Annotated in this window: 15 protein-coding genes; 4 read left to right on the top strand and 11 right to left on the bottom strand. The window is 69.3% G+C overall.

Going from position 1 to position 15,841, the window contains the following annotated elements; genetic code table 11:
- Window positions 1–43 precede the first annotated feature (43 nt).
- The 10 genes from EI982_RS17990 to EI982_RS17945 all read right to left on the bottom strand — a co-directional run bounded on the left by EI982_RS17990 (window position 44) and on the right by EI982_RS17945 (window position 10,643).
- On the bottom strand, window positions 44–796 hold the full coding sequence (locus EI982_RS17990; RefSeq protein ID WP_157691002.1) for an FAD-dependent oxidoreductase: 753 nt from the start codon (window positions 794–796) through the stop codon (window positions 44–46).
- A 73-nt stretch (window positions 797–869) separates the two neighbouring features.
- The gene (locus EI982_RS17985; protein ID WP_157691001.1) at window positions 870–1,421 is read right to left on the bottom strand and encodes a thioredoxin family protein; all 552 of its coding nucleotides are present in this window, start codon (window positions 1,419–1,421) and stop codon (window positions 870–872) included.
- A 58-nt stretch (window positions 1,422–1,479) separates the two neighbouring features.
- Window positions 1,480–1,905 (bottom strand): EamA family transporter, encoded by a 426-nt coding sequence (locus tag EI982_RS17980; RefSeq protein WP_157691000.1) that lies wholly within the window; start codon window positions 1,903–1,905, stop codon window positions 1,480–1,482.
- A 46-nt stretch (window positions 1,906–1,951) separates the two neighbouring features.
- Window positions 1,952–3,016, bottom strand: coding sequence for a PfkB family carbohydrate kinase (locus tag EI982_RS17975; RefSeq protein WP_157690999.1), 1,065 nt, complete (start codon window positions 3,014–3,016; stop codon window positions 1,952–1,954).
- Between the two features lie 71 nt (window positions 3,017–3,087).
- Window positions 3,088–3,948, bottom strand: coding sequence for a DUF58 domain-containing protein (locus EI982_RS17970; RefSeq protein ID WP_157690998.1), 861 nt, complete (start codon window positions 3,946–3,948; stop codon window positions 3,088–3,090).
- A 1-nt stretch (window position 3,949) separates the two neighbouring features.
- Entirely contained in the window at window positions 3,950–4,900 is a 951-nt protein-coding gene (locus EI982_RS17965; protein ID WP_157690997.1) for an AAA family ATPase, read from the bottom strand.
- Complete coding sequence (locus EI982_RS17960; protein ID WP_157690996.1) at window positions 4,897–5,820, bottom strand: DUF7502 family protein; 924 nt, start codon at window positions 5,818–5,820, stop codon at window positions 4,897–4,899. The genes EI982_RS17965 and EI982_RS17960 overlap by 4 nt, the downstream gene beginning before the upstream one ends.
- Window positions 5,821–5,824: 4 nt before the next feature.
- Window positions 5,825–6,478: a chromosome partitioning protein gene (locus EI982_RS17955; protein ID WP_157690995.1), complete on the bottom strand. Its 654-nt coding sequence runs from the start codon at window positions 6,476–6,478 to the stop codon at window positions 5,825–5,827.
- Complete coding sequence (locus EI982_RS17950) at window positions 6,475–8,850, bottom strand: vWA domain-containing protein (protein WP_157690994.1); 2,376 nt, start codon at window positions 8,848–8,850, stop codon at window positions 6,475–6,477. Before EI982_RS17950 ends, EI982_RS17955 begins: the two co-directional genes overlap by 4 nt.
- Entirely contained in the window at window positions 8,850–10,643 is a 1,794-nt protein-coding gene (locus EI982_RS17945; RefSeq protein WP_157690993.1) for a DUF7408 domain-containing protein, read from the bottom strand. The genes EI982_RS17950 and EI982_RS17945 overlap by 1 nt, the downstream gene beginning before the upstream one ends.
- Window positions 10,644–10,759: 116 nt before the next feature.
- On the opposite strand from EI982_RS17945, the gene EI982_RS17940 reads away from it, so the two are divergent.
- From EI982_RS17940 to EI982_RS17925, 4 genes are read left to right on the top strand one after another with little or no spacing between them, the layout of a single operon-like run.
- The gene (locus tag EI982_RS17940; protein WP_157690992.1) at window positions 10,760–11,248 is read left to right on the top strand and encodes an Lrp/AsnC family transcriptional regulator; all 489 of its coding nucleotides are present in this window, start codon (window positions 10,760–10,762) and stop codon (window positions 11,246–11,248) included.
- Window positions 11,245–12,396, top strand: a complete 1,152-nt coding sequence (locus tag EI982_RS17935; RefSeq protein WP_157690991.1) for a pyridoxal phosphate-dependent aminotransferase — start codon at window positions 11,245–11,247, stop codon at window positions 12,394–12,396. The genes EI982_RS17940 and EI982_RS17935 overlap by 4 nt, the downstream gene beginning before the upstream one ends.
- A gap of 36 nt (window positions 12,397–12,432) precedes the next feature.
- On the top strand, window positions 12,433–13,146 hold the full coding sequence (locus tag EI982_RS17930; protein WP_157690990.1) for a DUF7504 family protein: 714 nt from the start codon (window positions 12,433–12,435) through the stop codon (window positions 13,144–13,146).
- Window positions 13,147–13,197: 51 nt separating this feature from the next.
- On the top strand, window positions 13,198–15,318 hold the full coding sequence (locus tag EI982_RS17925; RefSeq protein WP_233255262.1) for a CHAT domain-containing protein: 2,121 nt from the start codon (window positions 13,198–13,200) through the stop codon (window positions 15,316–15,318).
- Here EI982_RS17925 and EI982_RS17920 read toward each other — a convergent pair.
- A complete protein-coding gene (locus tag EI982_RS17920) occupies window positions 15,315–15,683 on the bottom strand; it encodes a hypothetical protein (protein ID WP_157690989.1) in 369 nt (122 codons plus the stop codon). The genes EI982_RS17925 and EI982_RS17920 overlap by 4 nt on opposite strands.
- Window positions 15,684–15,841 lie beyond the last annotated feature (158 nt).

The raw sequence follows: 15,841 nt of genomic DNA, 5'->3' as shown, positions 1-15,841 counted from the left end.
TGGACGGCGCTCCACTCGGGCCGGCCGAGGGCGTCGTCCGCGGTCACTCCTCCCTGAGGCTCGGATGGGTCGGCTGTTCCTCGGGGTGGGACTCGGCGAAGCGGGAGCGCATCGTCTCGAGCGAGCGCGCCTCGCGCCGCCGGCGCTCGTCGGCGTCGATCTCCGCACAGCCCGGAGGCACCTCCCGACCGCGATCGGTGAAGTAGCCCTCGGGCGCGACCCAGTCGTGATAGAAGGGCCGGTCGTCGTCCTCGAGGAGCGTGATCGCCACCTCGGCGCCGTGGCCGGCACAGACGACCGCCTGGTGGGGTTTCTCGGCCAGGCGTCCCGCCGCGTAGAGTCCGTCGACGCCGGTGCGGCCCCGCTCGTCGGTGTCGACGAACGTCTTGCCGCGGTCGACGATTCCGACGCCCTCGACGTCGTCGAGGTAGTCCGTCTCGTTTTTCGTCGCGGCGACGACGTACTCGGCGTGGAGCCGGTCGCCGTCGTCGGTTTCGACCGCGAAGCCGTCGTCGGTCGGCGCGACGCGCGTGACCGTCCCCCGGCGCCGTTCGCAGCCGGCCTCCTCCGCACCTTCGCCCATCAACTCCAGCAGGAGGCGGGGGTTGACGCCGGCCGGGAAGCCGGGGACGTTCTCGACGTGGGCGTTCCGTCGCAGGATGGAGTCGCCCGCGTCGACGACGAGCGTGTCGAGTCCGTGTCGCGCGGTGAAGGTGGCCGCCGAGAGGCCGGCGACGCCGCCGCCGACGACGACGACGTCGCGGTCCGCGGGTCCGTCCGCCGAATGCGTGGTCATGTGTCGTCCCCCACTGGTCGGTCCGCCGCGATGAACCTCCCGGTCCGTCGACGGACCCGTCGGTCTCCCCGATTCAGGGCCATTTGATCCCGCAGCCACGCGACGGGCCGGGGTCGACGGCGACGTCCTCGCCGGCGCGGACGGCGTCGATGGCCTCGCGGATGTAATACTCGGTGGCCTCCTCGTCGGGACCCATGGCGTCGTCGAGGCGGCCGTGGTACGCCAGTCGGTAGGTGTCGCCGTCGCGCCGGAAGAGGAACGGATCGGGGGTACAGACGGCGCCGTAGGCGCGGGCCACCTCGGCGGCCTCGTCGCGGAGGTAGGCGTCGTAGGCGACGGTCCCGTTCTCGACGTACTCCCGCATCTTCCCGACGGAGTCCTCGGGGTACTCCTCGGCGTCGTTGGCGTTGATGCCGACCACCGTCACGTCGTCCTCGGTCGCCAGGTCGTTCAGGAGGTCGAACTTCGCCTGTGCGTACGGACAGTGGTTGCAGGTGAACACGACGAGCAGTGCCTCGGTGTCGAAGCTATCGAGGGTGTACGTCTCGCCGTCGACGCCTGGCAGTTCGAAGTCGGGGGCCGGATCGCCGGGTTCGAGTTCGGAGTCGGATTCCTGGAGTGCCATGGGCACGGGTAACGGCGCGGCGCCCAAATACCCCCCGCCGACGGCAATCGGCCGCCGGTCACTCCACCGAGACGAGATAGATGCCGAGGACGGCACAGCCGATGCCCGCGACCTTGCGGAGGGTAAGCGCCTCGTCGAGGAAGGCGATGCCGACGGCGGAACTGATCACGAGGAAGGTACCGAAGATGGGGACCACGGCGCTGACGGGGCCCAGCGAGAGCGCCCGGTAGTACGCGAGGATGCCGACGGCGAGGAAGACGCCGGCGAGGTAGAGATACGGCGCCTTCGGGTGGCCGAGATACGCCGACACGGACTGTCCCTCGTAGAGGACGACCCCGACGGTCGCCACGAGCAGGATGCCGTTGGTGATGAGCGCGGCGACGAAGCTCGGAACCTTCGGATCGCCGGTCGTCGCGAACCCGACGAGCGGGGCCACGGCCGAGTACGCGACCAGTGCCACCAGCGCCCACTGCAGATAGCCCATGTGGCTACCCGGCGTGGGCGACAGTATAGGGTTTCGATTCGGTCGCTCACGGCGGCCGGTGTGTCTCGACGTGGTCCGGAAGCGCCGACCGAGTCCCCGTCCCCCGCCCCGAGACGTAGTGGGCAGCACAGGCGTTGCCCGCCGCCAGAGCGAGTGCCCAGTCCCAGTCGGCCGCCAGGGAGCGAGCGAGCGCACCGCTGAACCGATCGCCAGCGCCGGTCTCGGTCGGGCCCCTCGATACGTCGAGCGCCGGGACGGTGATCCGTCCCGCCGGCGTCGCCGCGACGGCGGCACCCTCGCCGTGGACGACGACGCTCGTTCCGTCGGCCGCCGTCCGAACGGCGTCGAGGACCGACGCCTCGGTCGGTTCGTCGGCGGGTTCGCCGACGGCTTCGCCCAGTCTCGCCGCCTCGTCTTCGTTCACGCTCAGGACCACGTCGTAGGCGTCCCCGAGCGTCCGGAGGACCGCGAGGAGGTCGCGTGCCCCCGCGACCGTGAGTGGCCCGGGGTCGACACAGAGGACGCCGCCGTCGGGGTCGCGGGCGGCCATCTCCCGCATCGCCTCCCCGAGTCCCGGCGTCGACGCCCAGTTGACACAACAGAGCGCGTCGCGTTCGAGGAACGACTCGAGAGACTCCGAGAGTGCCGCCCGGAGGTCGGCGACGGTCCAGTCCGCGAGGTCCGTCGATTCCTCGACGAACATGACGTCGTCGTCGTCGAGCAGACAGACCGTGACGCGGGCGGGCGACCCCATGGACACCGCCTCGACGTCGAACGTGAACTCGAAGACGGGGTGGTCGAGATGGCCCGCGAGGAGCACGTCGTCGCCGAGGGCGGCCGCCTGTCGCGCCGCGTTCACCGCCTGGCCGCCAGCGTCGGTCGTCACGTGATCGAGGTCGAAGGAATCACGTCCCGCGGAGATGGCGGCGGCCAGGGCGGCCCGCGAGGTGACCGTCGAGTCTCCCTCGCGGAGCCGGTAGTAGTCGTCGACGCTCCCGTCGGCGAGGGCGCCGAAGGTCACCACCTCGTGATCGGCACGGAGTCGATCGACAAGCCTGTCGTACGGCACGTCGCCACCTACGACGGCGGCGCGGAAAACGTCCACCCACACCCGCGAACGGCCGTCGGATTCGGTCGAAGTCGCTCACGGGGTACGAACGGGCACGCTCACGACGGGGCCTCTCAGCCGATCCACACCGACGAGAACGCGTCGAAGAAATCCTCGTCGGTCCCGACCAGTTCGTGGGTGACCCCGAGGTCCTGTGCCCGACCCGAGACGTCGTCGACGAACTCGTCGACCCGCGTCCGGTACCGCTCGGCGAGGCGGCCGCCGAAGTAGGTCCGACGGGTCAGATCGGACTCCAGATCCTCGAAGATGGTGTCGCCGGCGACCTCGGGGTCGAGTTCGTCCGGCGAGAGGACCTGTACGAGGACGACTTCGTTGCGCGCGAGCGACGCGATGCCGGTCTCCAGGCCGTCCAGGTCGCCGATGCAGTCGGTGACGACGACCACGAGCGACCGCGAGCGGATGCCGGCCGCGTACTCGCCGAGCGCCGCCTCGAAGTCGGTGTCGCCGTCGGGGTCGGTCTCGTTGATCCGGTCGACCAGCGCCAACACCTCGCCGCGGGTCGCCGTGCCGGTGTCGATACGCTCGGCCCGGTCCCGGAACAGCGAGAACCGGAAGTCGTTGTGCTCCTCGGCGGTGAGGTAGGCGTAGCCCAGGCCGAGCTTCGCGCCGAACTCGAACTTGTGTTGGTCGCCCTCGCCGAAATCCATCGACGCGCTCGCGTCGAGCAGGACGTGGACGGTGAGGTTGCGCTCCTCCTCGAACTGTTTGATGAAGAACTCCTCGGTGCGGGCATAGAGGCGCCAGTCGATGAGGCGGGTGTCGTCGCCGGGGGAGTACCGCCGGTAGTCGCTGAAGGTCAGCCCCTCGCCGACGCTCGGGGACTCCTGTTCGCCCTTCTTGACCGCCGTCGACTGCTGGTTCAGCGACGCCTCGAACCGGTCGAGCTCGTCGAGGAAGTCGGGTTCGATGGGCATCTCAGACCTCGTCGAGCAACCGCTCGATCACGTCGTCGGTGGTGAGCCCCTGTCGCTCCGCGCGGAAGTCGAGCAGGATGCGGTGCCGGAGGACCGGCGGCGCCATCGCGGTCACGTCCTCCCAGGAGACGTGGTTGCGGCCGTGCAGGAACGCCCGCGCCTTCGCGGTGACGACGAGGCCCATGCTCGCCCGGGGACTGGCGCCGAAATCCACCGTGTCGGCCTCGCGGGTCGCCCGCACCAGGTTGATCGCCCGGTCCCGGACGTCCTCGGCGACCGGCACCTCGCGGACGAGCGACTGGATCTCGCGGAGGTCCTGCAGGCTCAACACCTTCTGGACCGGCGGGGTCGACCCGCCCTCGGTGTAGAGGTTCACGATGTCGCGTTCCTCCTCGAGAGAGGGGTAATCGAGGACGAGCTTCAGGAGGAAGCGGTCGGTCTGGGCCTCCGGGAGCGGGTAGGTCCCCTCCTGGTCGATCGGGTTCTGGGTCGCGAGCACGAAGAAGGGCCGCGGAAGGTCGTAAGTCTCGCCGGCGGCAGTCACCTGCTTTTCCTGCATGGCCTCCAGCAGCGCGGCCTGGGTCTTCGGCGTCGCGCGGTTGATCTCGTCGGCGAGGACGACGTTCGCGAAGATGGGCCCCTTCTCGAAGACGAACTCGCGTTCGCCGCCCGACTCGCGGATGATCTCCGTGCCCGTGATGTCGGAGGGCATCAGGTCGGGGGTGTTCTGCACCCGCGAGAAATCGAGGTCGGTCACGTCGGCGACGGTGCGGACCATCGTGGTCTTCCCGAGGCCGGGGTTGCTCTCGAGGAGGGCGTTGCCGTCGGCGAGGATGCAGACGAGCAGCCGTTCCAGGACCTCCCGCTGGCCGACGATGCGCTTGCCGACCTCCTGGCGGACGCGTCCGAGCCGTTCCTGTAGCGTGTCGATGTCCGTCGTTGGTTCGCTCATGAATCTGACTCCGAGTCCTCTCGAATCCGCAGGTTGTACTCGCGGATCAGCTCCGCGTCTTCGAGGCGCTCGCGCTCGTCGAAGCCCGCCCGCTGGCTCTCGACGGGGCTCGACGAGTCGAGGCCGCTGTTCCGGTAGGCCGCCGAGTCCACCTCCGTGCCGTTCCCGCTCCCCGAGCCGCTCGTGTCGATGTTCGCCTCCAGGTCCTCACTCCCCTCCGGCACGTCCTCGGCCTCCCCGAGGATCGAAGACCCGTCTTGGAGGCCCTCGTACTCCGTCTCGGTGCCGCCGTCCGGTCCCTCGGGCTCGGCGGGACCGCCGAGGCCGGAAAGCGAGATGTCGACGACGGCGAGTTGGATGGTCGCGATGCTGATGACCGAGACCAGCAGCATCACCAGCGCCACCCGACGGGTCGAGAGCAGGCCGATGCTCGATGCGTCCCGCAGTTGATCGAGGACGTCCTCGTAGAGCCGGAGGACGATCCGGGACTGCCGGTCGCGCTCGACGGCGTCGCGGGCGGTCCGCAGCGACTCGGAGAGCGAGGGGTTCGCGGCCGCGAACTGCTCGACGAGCGGCTGGCGGGTCCGCCAGCCCACCTCGGCGAGGAAGACGAGGAGGCCGGCGGCGGCGCCGACGACGGCCGCGCTCGACACCGTCGGCTCCGCGGGCGTCGCGCCGACGCCGGCGAGGGCGTCGAGGACTGCCCCGGGGATGGGGAGCCGCGTCGGCAACCCGGGAGCGCCGGCGACGGTCACGACGAGGTTCGCGAGCAGGGTCGCGAGGGCCGCGTCGACGACGGCGTAGATGAGGGCGACCTTCAGCCCCTCCCGGCGGATCTGTGTCAGGGCGCGCCGGAGTTTGCGCTCGACGGGTGGGGGGTCGGGATCGTCTTCGGCGTCGGCGGGCGTCGAGTTGGACATGGTATCAGTTGCACTCCGGCGGGGGATCCTCGACCTCCGAGCAGACGGCCGCAAGGTCGCTACGGAGCCGGTCGTTCTCCCGTTCGAGCTGTTGGATCCGGTCGTTTCGCCGTTGGAGCTGGTCTTCGAGGGTCGTCACTTCGCTCTCCAACTGGCTCACCTCGTCGTTCAGGTCCTCGACGTCGGCCTGCAGTTCGTCCCGCTCCTGGCGGAGGTCCTCGTTCGTGGTTTCGAGGTCGGCGACCTCCGACCGGAGTTGGGAGTTCCGGGATTCGAGCGTCTGGACCTCACCCTCCAGTTCGTCGACCCGCTCCTGAGCGTCCCGGAGGCTCTGGCGGGTCGAGGAGAGCTCATCCTGAGTCGACTCCAGTTGCCCCTCGGTCTCTTGGAGGTTCTCGGAGACCTGGCTCACGTCGCTCCGGGTGGTGCTGAGGCTCTCGTTGAGGTCCTGCAGTCGCTGGCGGGTCCGCTGGAGGTCGCGCTCGGTGGACTGGAGGTCCTCCCGAAGCTGTTCGTTCTCATGGCGGAGCTGGCTGTTCTCGGCGTCGAGTTCCTCGACCGACTCCTGGTAGTACAGCGTCGCGCCGGCGGTGCCGGCGACGGACAGACAGATGAGGAGGGCGAGGGCGAGGTTAATCGACCGGCCGATGAGGCTCATGGGAGACCACTCTCGGTTCGAGTACGACCGTTGTACACTTGAAGCCGCCGGACGATCACCTCGGTCAGGAACAGGAGGAGGGCGGCGGTCAACAGCGCCCAGTCCCAGTTCCGGCGCACGTCGCGCACCCGGGTGGACTGCTCGCGGGCGAACCGGGCGATTTCGGCGGCCTGATCCGACGAGAACTCCCGGCCGCCGGTCGCCTCCACGGCGTCGGACAGCGCCGACGAGGTGCCGAAGCCCGCGTACTCCGCGGGGTAGTTCGCGGCGTAGGTTGCCCCCGCGGCCGTCCGGTATCCGACCTCGGTCGGAGTCTCCTCGGCCCGGTAGACCCCCTCGCCGACGGCGCTGAACGCGAGGTCGGAACCGCTCGGCGGGTCGTCGCCGCGGTAGACCACGGTCGTCGGTTCGCCGACCCGGGTGTCGGAGACGTCGGTGACGCCCGAGGCTTTCCGCTCCGGGTCGCCGATGGCGTAGTTGACCGACTTGGTGACCACGAGGGAGTCCGGCCGGCTGAGCAGGCCGCCGAGGCCGCCGCCCTCGTCGTAGGTCGTGATGGTGGCGACCCGGCCGAGGCCGTAGCGCCACGACGCGACCGCGGGCGTGCCGTCCGGGCCGGCGACGAGGAAGTCCGCGCCCGGGCGCATCGACACGTCGTTGACCGACCCGGGCGAGGACTCCAGGGTGACGCCGCTCGTGATGAAGTGTCCCGAGTCGACGACCGTGAGCCCCTCGCCCTGGAACTGGCGGCTGCCGCCGCCGAAGAGCAGGCGCAGGCGTTCGGTCTCGCTCGCGCGGAAGTAGTTGCCGCCGGACTCCTCGGCGATCCGTCGGAGGACGCCCTCGTTGACGTTGCGCCCGGCCCCGACGGTGATGACACGGATGCCCTGCCGGCCGAGCGCGTTGGCGACCACGGCCGACCGGCTCTCCGTGTCGCCGCCGTCGCTGACGAGGATGACCGTCCCGCGCTGGCCGCCGAGCATCTCCTCGGCGCCCCGGAGGCCGTTGGCGATGTTCGTCGCCCCGCCGGCCTGGAGGCGGCTGATCCGGTCCCGAACCACGCCGCGGTTGTCGCTCAGGGGCGCGGGCTCGGAGACGCCGTAGGCCTGGTAGTTGAATCCCACGACGCCGACGACGTTGTCGTCGTCGAGTTGCGAGAGTGCATCGAGCGCGATGGCCTTCTGGATCCGCATGCCGCTGCCCGCGCTCCCCGAGACGTCGATCAGCATGACGATCCGCGCGCTACCGGGCGCCGACGGCCCGAAGGTGACCGGGAGCATCGACCCAACCGAGGAGTTGGCGTAGCCGCCGTTCTCGAAGCTGTTGGGGCCGCCGGTCATCAACAGTCCGCCGCCGTCGATGACGAACCGCTGGAGTTCGTCGACGTTCCCCAGGTCGTCGGCCGCGACGTTCTGGACCACCACCGCGTAGTACGGATCGAGGTTCTCGGGCACCGACTCGGCCCGGTCGACCCGGTACAGCTGATCGAGGTAGGTCCCGAGCGAGTAGTTCCCGCGGGAGACGTAGAGCACGCGCGGCTGGTCGACGACCCGGACGGTCTTGCGCGCCACGTCGTTGACCGCGAAGACGTCCTCGCCGTCGATTTCGGCGGTGATCCGGTGGCTCCCCGTCGATTCGAAGGTATGCGAGACGGGGACGGATCCGGTCCCCTCGTCGATCCGCTCGGTGGCGACCTCCTCGCCGTCGATGGAGACGCTCACGTCGACGGGGGAGCCGGCCTCGACGCCCTCGACCCGCACCAGAAAGCGACTCTCGACGCCGACGCTCGCCTTGTCGGGCCCGGTGAGGGTGACGTAGCGTTCGGTCCGTGTGGGCTCCGGCGAGACGGTGCTGATCGTGGCGTTGACGGAGCGGGCGAACTCCGCCGTCTCGGTCAGGCTCCGGCCGCCGGTCACCTGCCCGTCCGAGACGACGACCACCGACCCGTTCTCGCGGAGGTTGGCGGCGACGCCGTCGCCGATCCGGGAGTTCGTCCCCTGGCCGACCGTCGAGACGGTGACCGGGACGCCCTCCTCCTCGACGTCGGCGGCGAGGTCCTCGGCCACGTCCGGCGAGACGTCGGTGCTGTTCGAGCGGTCCACGAGCATCGACACCGAGGGGTCGCCCCGCGTCTCCGTCGTGACGACGGTGAAGGGGCCGGCGGCCGCGACGACGATCAGCGTCGCGACGACGACACGGGAGGCCAGCAGGAGCCGTCGGCTGCGGGTCGCGGCCGTCCCCGAGGCGCGGTAGTGGATCAGCAGGGCGAGCGCACCGACGACGACGGGGAGCGCGACGAGGACCAGCGGTCGCTCCAGGCCAACGACGGTGCCGTCCGACAGCGCCGTCCGCACGGCGAGGGCCCCCCACATCAGAGATCACCCCGGCGTCGGAGGAAGGCGACTTCGCCGACGACGACGAGGAGGGCTGACAGCGCGACCAGCCAGGTCAGCGGCCGCGGCACCTGCCGTTCCTCCTCGCGGGTGACCGCCCCGGGGTCGTCCGTGCGGTCGGCGAGGGGGACGGCGTCGACGTCGGACTCGGCCTCGCTGTACAGCGAGACGCCGACGCGCCGGTCGCCGACGGCGTAGAATCCGGCGGTGTCGAGCGGGACCGTCCGCGCCGAGACGGCGCCGGCGGGCGTCTCGACACGCGTCTCGTTGGCGAAGCGGAGGCGGTCACCCGTCCCGCGGTTGAGCGAGGAGAGCGACTCCCGGCCGGCGAGGTGGAACGCCGCCCGCTTCCAGAAGACGGGGTACTGGTAGTTGAACCGGAACGGGTCGTCGCCCACGTAGCCGTAGTAGAGCACCCGTCCCTGCCCGCGCTGGTGGGTGGCCACGAGCGGCGTTCCGTCGGCCGTCTGCACCAGCGCCGTCCCCGCCCGCAGCGACCCCTGGAGGTACGTCCCCGGCGGCGGGAAGTCGATGCCGCGAGTGAGCTCCGTCGTCGTCACGCGGCCGACCGACGGGTTCCGGTCGGTCCCGTTCGGCGAGAGCAGGAGGAGATCGCCGTACGTCTCCGGCGGACTGGGCTGGGCGAGGACGCCGACGCCGCCGCCGGATTCGATCACGTCGCGTCCCGCCTCGACGTTCCCGCGGAGGAGGCTCTCGGGCTCCAGATCGCTGTAGAGTATCACGTCGTACCCCTCCTCGACGGTGGTCGGCGGCTCGTCGACGGTCAGATCGACCTCCTCGACCACCGAGAGGGCGGTCGTGAGATACCGGTCGCGGTCGTTCGTCAGGAGGAGAACGTCCACCGTCGGATCGTCGGGGGCGGCGACGTAGGCGACGTCGTCGGTGGGGAAGGCGTCGCCGGGGGTCAGTTGCGCCCGGCCGCCGCCGCCCGGGATGGTGAGGCTCACCCGCTCGACGTCACCGGGACCGAGTTCGATCGATCGGCTGCGGCCGCCGAGTTCGACCGAACGGGTGACCGTCGAGTCGCCGAAGTTCTTGATCGAGAGGGTGACGTTGCGCCCCGAGAAGGAGCGGTCGACGATGCCGACGTTGTCCGCGCCGCCGCCCGCGAACTGGCGGAGGTCGACCTGCAGGTCGCGGGCCCGTGCGGACCGGACGGCGTCGGTCCATCCGTCGTCGGCGAAGTCGCTGAACACGACGACGCGTGCGTTCTCGCCGGCGATGGAGGCGGCTTGGGAGATGGCGGCGCCGAGGTCGGCCGACACGTCGGTGACCGCGAGTGAATCGAGGGTGCCCTGGACCTCCGTGTCGCCGCCGGAGCGGAGGGCGACGCGGCTCTCGGCGCCCGCGAAGACGACGGAGTTGGTGCCGGTGGTTACCTCGCGGGCGGCCGCCCGAGCGGCGTCGAAGCGCGTTCCGCCGTCGGTTTCGACGGCCATGCTCGCGCTCCCGTCGAGGACGATGACCGTCTCCTCGACGGTCTGGCTCTCCGAGACGGAGACGTAGGGACCGGCGAGCGCCACCGCGAGCGCGACGAGGACGAGCAACTGGAGGAACAGGAGGAGGTTGCGCTTGAGCCGTTCGAGCAGGGGGTTGCTCGCGTCGCGTTGGTCGTCGTCGAGCAGGAGTTCGATCGTCGGCAGTTCGATCCGGCGGGGGTCGGGCTGGACGAGATAGAGGAGGATGACGGGGACCACCGTCAGCAGGGCGACCAGCCCAAGCGGCGTGAGGAACACGTCGGAGAGGGCCATAGCTCCACTGTGTCGCCGCCGCCTATCGGTCTTTCGACGCCGGATCAGTCACCATCGATCGGGACGGATACTGACGCGTAAGCAAACCCTTTCACCGAGGGCGCCGACGGGAGGGTATGGCCGACAAGTTGGAGCTACTCGACCTCCTCCTCGAGGACGCCCGCGAGAGCACGGACACCATCGCGCGGCAGCTCGGATGCGACGAGAGCGAGGTGGAGTCGATGATCGCGGAGCTCGAAGACGAGGGTGCGGTCCTCGGCTATCAGCCGGTCGTCGACTGGAGCCGCGTCGAGACGGACCACGTGACGGCCGAGGTGGAGCTCAACCTCGAACTCGACCGGGAGACGAAGTACGGCGACGTGGCGAGCCGGATCACGAAGTTCGACGAGGTGACCGCGCTCCGCCTCGTCTCCGGCGACTACGACTTCGACGTGACCGTCGAGGGGGACTCCATGCGCGACGTGTCCATGTTCGTCTCCGAACAGATCGCGCCGATCCCGGAGGTGACCCAGACGGTGACCCACTTCGTCATGAACACGTACAAGAACCGGGGACTGGAGTTCACCGACAGCGACGACGACGACCGCCTCTCGATCTCGCCATGAAGCTCTCGGAGCGCGCCAGGAACACGCCCCCGTCGGGCATCCGACGCTTCTTCGAACTCGCCGAGGAGATGGACGACGTCATCTCGCTCGGGGTCGGCGAACCGGACTTCAGCGCGCCGTGGAAGGCACGGGCGGCCGCCATCCACTCCCTCGAACGGGGGCGGACCTCCTACACCACCAACCGGGGGATGCTGGAGCTCCGCGAGGCCATCGCCGGCCACGTGCCGCGGTACGACCTCGACTACGACCCCGAGACCGAGATCCTAGTGACGACCGGAGCGAGCGAGGCGGTGGATCTGGCGCTCCGTGCCCTCGTCGACCCCGGCGACGCCGTCGCGGTCCAGTCCCCGGCGTACATCTCCTACGGGCCGGGCGTGCGGTTCTCCGGCGGGGAGCCACTGCCCGTCTCGACCCGCCCGGAGAACGACTTCGTGATGACCTACGACGACCTGGAGCGGGCGGGCGCCGCCGACGCCGAGGTGCTGATGATCTGCTATCCGAACAACCCCACGGGGGCGACGGCGAGCGCCGGCGACCTCGCCGAAATCGCCGAGTTCGTCCGGGAGCACGACCTGACGGTGCTGGCCGACGAGATCTACGCGGGCCTGACCTACGAGGGCGACCACACCTCGATCGCGACACTGCCGGGGATGCGCGAGCGGACGATCGTCTTCAACGGCTTCTCGAAGGCCTACGCGATGACGGGGCTCCGCCTCGGATACGCCCTCGGGCCGAGCGAGGCCATCGACGCGATGAACCGCATCCACCAGTACACGATGCTCTCGGCGCCGACGACGGCCCAGTACGCCGCCCTCGAAGCCCTGGAGGCGTGCGACGACGACGTCGCGGAGATGCGAACACAGTACGACCGTCGTCGGCGGTTCGTCATCTCTCGGTTCCACGACATGGGCCTCGACTGTTTCGAGGCGACTGGCGCCTTCTATGCCTTCCCCGAGGCGCCGTACGACGACGAGCAGTTCGCGGAGGACCTGCTCCACTCGGAGGGCGTCGCCGTCGTCCCCGGCCGCGTGTTCGGCGAGGAGGGGTACGGACACCTGCGCGTCTCGTACGCCACGGGGATGGCGGACCTGAAGGAGGCGATGACCCGCATGGAGCGGTTCCTCGACGAACGCAGGGACGAGACATAAGAAGAATTATTTGTCGGCCTTCCGTGTCACAATCCGATGGTCGCGGGTGGTGAGATGGGACCCGACGACGAGGGAATCAGCTTCGCACACGCCCTGGCGACGTTGAAAGAACAGGGCAGCGCACTGCTCGTCGTCGGCTCGGTTCCCGAGGAGATGTTCGCGCAGGCGTCGGCCACGATGCTCGGCGCGCCGGACGCCGAGCCCCCGCGGCGCCGACTCGTCGTGACGCCGAAATCGAACCGCGAGCGGGGGGTCCGTCGACTTCGCGAGACCGGGCCGCTCTCCGCCGAGTACGCACGCCTGATCACGGGTGGCGAGCGCGCGCGCAGCGCGGCCGCGGGACGGTCCCTGGACGAGGTGTCGCCCCGAACCCACGTCGTCGACGGGTCCGTCGGCGACCTCGGGACGACGATCACCGACGTCATCGAGGAGTTCGAACTGTTCGCCGGGGAGCTCGCCCCCGCGGAGTTCCGGATGGCCTTCGACTGCCTGCCGACCCTGCTCGCCACGTACGGCCGCGAGACGGCGTTTCGGTTCGTCCACGCCGTCGTTTCACAGTCCCGGGCGGCGGCGGGGCTGGTCCACGTCGGACTCCCCCGCGACGTGACCGCGGAGGTCGTCCGGCTGTTCCAGCCGCTGTTCGACGCCACCGTCGAACTCCGCATCGACGGCGGGAGCCTGGACCAGCGGTGGCACTTCCGTGACCGCGACCTCACGTCCGACTGGCTACCAGTCGACGAACTTTCGTGACAATCAACCAACAATACCCTTTTGTGCGCGACGGCCGACTCGACGGATAGGATGAGTCGAACCGAACGGCCGGAGGGTTTCGGCGTCGAGACGGAGGGGGACGCCCTCGAAGTGTCGTTTCGGACACTCGATGGCGAACCCGGACTGGTCGTCGCCGACCTCATCGAGCGCAACCAGTTCCGGCTGTTCACCGACCGCCCGGTGTCGCCGACGCCCGTCGACCCCGCCGGCCATCGGTTCCCCGTCGACGCCGCCGTCGCCGTCGAGACGGACGAGATCGAGCTCCCGACGGTCGTCTCGGTCTGTGTCCGCGACGAGCACGGCGAGATGCTCGCCGAGACGGAGCATTCCGCCTACGAGGAGTTCCCACCCGGGAGCTACAGCCTCGAACTCTGTGGCCCGATCAAGATCTACCTCCGGGTCGAGGGACGCGTCACGGTCGCCTCGGATGTGACGCGGACGTGCATCGGGTTCGACGGCGAGACCGAGGTTCGGATCGGCGCCCGCTCCCACCACGAGGGTCCCGCGGCGACGCTGACGACGACCGACGACCCCGCGGACGTGATGGCGGCCGTCTCGGAGTTCTCCTCGGCGCTCAAGACCACGTCACCGGAGCGGTCCTACCCGACGCTCCGGGGACACCCGCCGCTGGTCGAACTCGGGGACCGGGTCGAGATCCCCGAGGGCGTCGTCTCGCCGGAGACGGGCATCAGGCTCGAACTCCCGCCCGAGTATCGATCGATCTACGTGGCGACGCCGCTGGCGTACTACCTCGCCGCCGACGTGGTTCCGAGCGACCGTCCGCGCCTCGTGACCGACGACGGGTTCGAACACGACCTCGATACGATGCGCGGGTTCGAGACGGAGGTCGAACGCGTCCTCAAACAGACGTTCTTCCTCGACTGTGTGACACGCACCGAGGGGTACTACTCGGTCGACCTCCACGAGCGTGAGGCCGTCGAGACGGACCTCGACCTCGATTTCGAGTGGCTGTACGACCAGTCGCTCGCGACACAGTTGGAGGAGTACCTCTCGATCCCGTTCGGCGCCGTCGAGGACGAACTCCCCGAGTGGCGGCTCACCTCCCACGTCGCCCCCACTCCGGAGAACGTCGAACTGCTGCCCTTCGTGACCAACGACCTCGCGGTCGTCCGGACGCCGCGGGACCAGCCGGAGTCGAGTTCTGCGGTCCAGACCGCCGCTGCCGACGAGTTCTTCCGCGATTCGGCGTTCACCCGAAGCACGGCGGCCGACGACGGCACGCGGTCGTACGTCCAGCCGGAGACGGCCGACTCGCTGGAGCAGTCCTGGATCGGTGAGGGGGCGCCCATCGGCGCCAGCAAGGCCACCACGGACGCCTTCTACAACCGCCTGGATCGGACCCCCGCCGACGGCGACATCGGCATCACGGTCGTCTGTAACGACCCCCGGATGGCCGACGAACGCGACGTCGTCGACCAGGTGTACGGCTCCCGCGAGGAACTCCCGTTCGACGTCCGGGTCCACCACGACCTGGGACGGGCGGAACTCCGGGAGGTCCTCTCCGCGGAGGCGGACCTCCTGCATTACATCGGCCACATCGACGCCGAGGGGTTCGAATGTGCCGACGGCAAACTCGACGCGACGACGCTCACGAGCGCCGGTCCCGACGCCTTCCTGCTGAACGCCTGCCAGTCCTACGAGCAGGGGTCGGCGCTCATCGAAGCCGGGGCCATCGCGGGCATCGTGACGCTCTCGGACGTGATCAACAGCGGCGCCGTCCGGATGGGCCGGATGCTGGCGCGGCTTCTCAACCGCGGCTTCACCGTCGGGAGCGCGCTCGAAGTCGCCCGCGACGACTCGATCATCGGCGAGCAGTACACCGTCATCGGGGACAGCAGCCTCTCGCTGGCACAGACCGACGGCGGCCCCCCGAACGTCTGTTCGATCGAACGGCAGGACGACGGCTACGAACTGGAGTGGCAGACCCATCCCTCCACGTCGTTCGGCATGGGGAGCCTCGTGATCCCGTGGATCGACGACGTCGACGAGTATCACCTCTGGTCGGGGAACTCACGGAGCTTCGAACTCTCGGGCGAGGAGCTACGTCAGTTCCTCTCGCTGGAGACGGTACCGGTGAAAATCGACGGTTCGCTCGTCTGGAGCGACGAACTCGACTTCTCGAACCTCTAAGGCCCGGAGATGCCACCGCCGTTGCCGTCGGCAGTGTAGGGACCGGAGATGCCACCGCCGTTGCCGTCGGCGGTGTAGGGACCGGAGATGCCACCGCCGTTGCCATCGGCAGTGTAGGGACCGGAGATGCCACCGCCGTTGCCGTCGGCGGTGTAGGGGCCTGAAATGCCACCGCCGTTGCCGTCGGCGGTGTAGGGACCGGAGATGCCACCGCCGTTGCCATCGGCAGTGTAGGGACCGGAGATGCCACCGCCGTTGCCGTCGGCGGTGTAGGGGCCTGAAATGCCACCGCCGTTGCCGTCGGCGGTAGTGGATTGTCGGGTCTCGTCGGCCGCAGTCACCGTGCCGCTGTCACGTTCGGACATCGCAACTGGACTGTCAGCCGGAAAATAATTATAATTTTTCGAGAATATCTGATAGTAAATATAATCAATTAACCCAGTTGACTACTGACATAAAATGTGGCGAGCAGAAGACGGCTGTCGACGGTGGATTCGTCGCGAAAAGATCGCGTTTCGTGTCT

This window comes from Haloplanus salinarum, from assembly GCF_009762275.1.
Lineage (GTDB): Archaea > Halobacteriota > Halobacteria > Halobacteriales > Haloferacaceae > Haloplanus > Haloplanus salinarum.
This window is presented reverse-complemented; position numbering and strand designations above follow the sequence as displayed.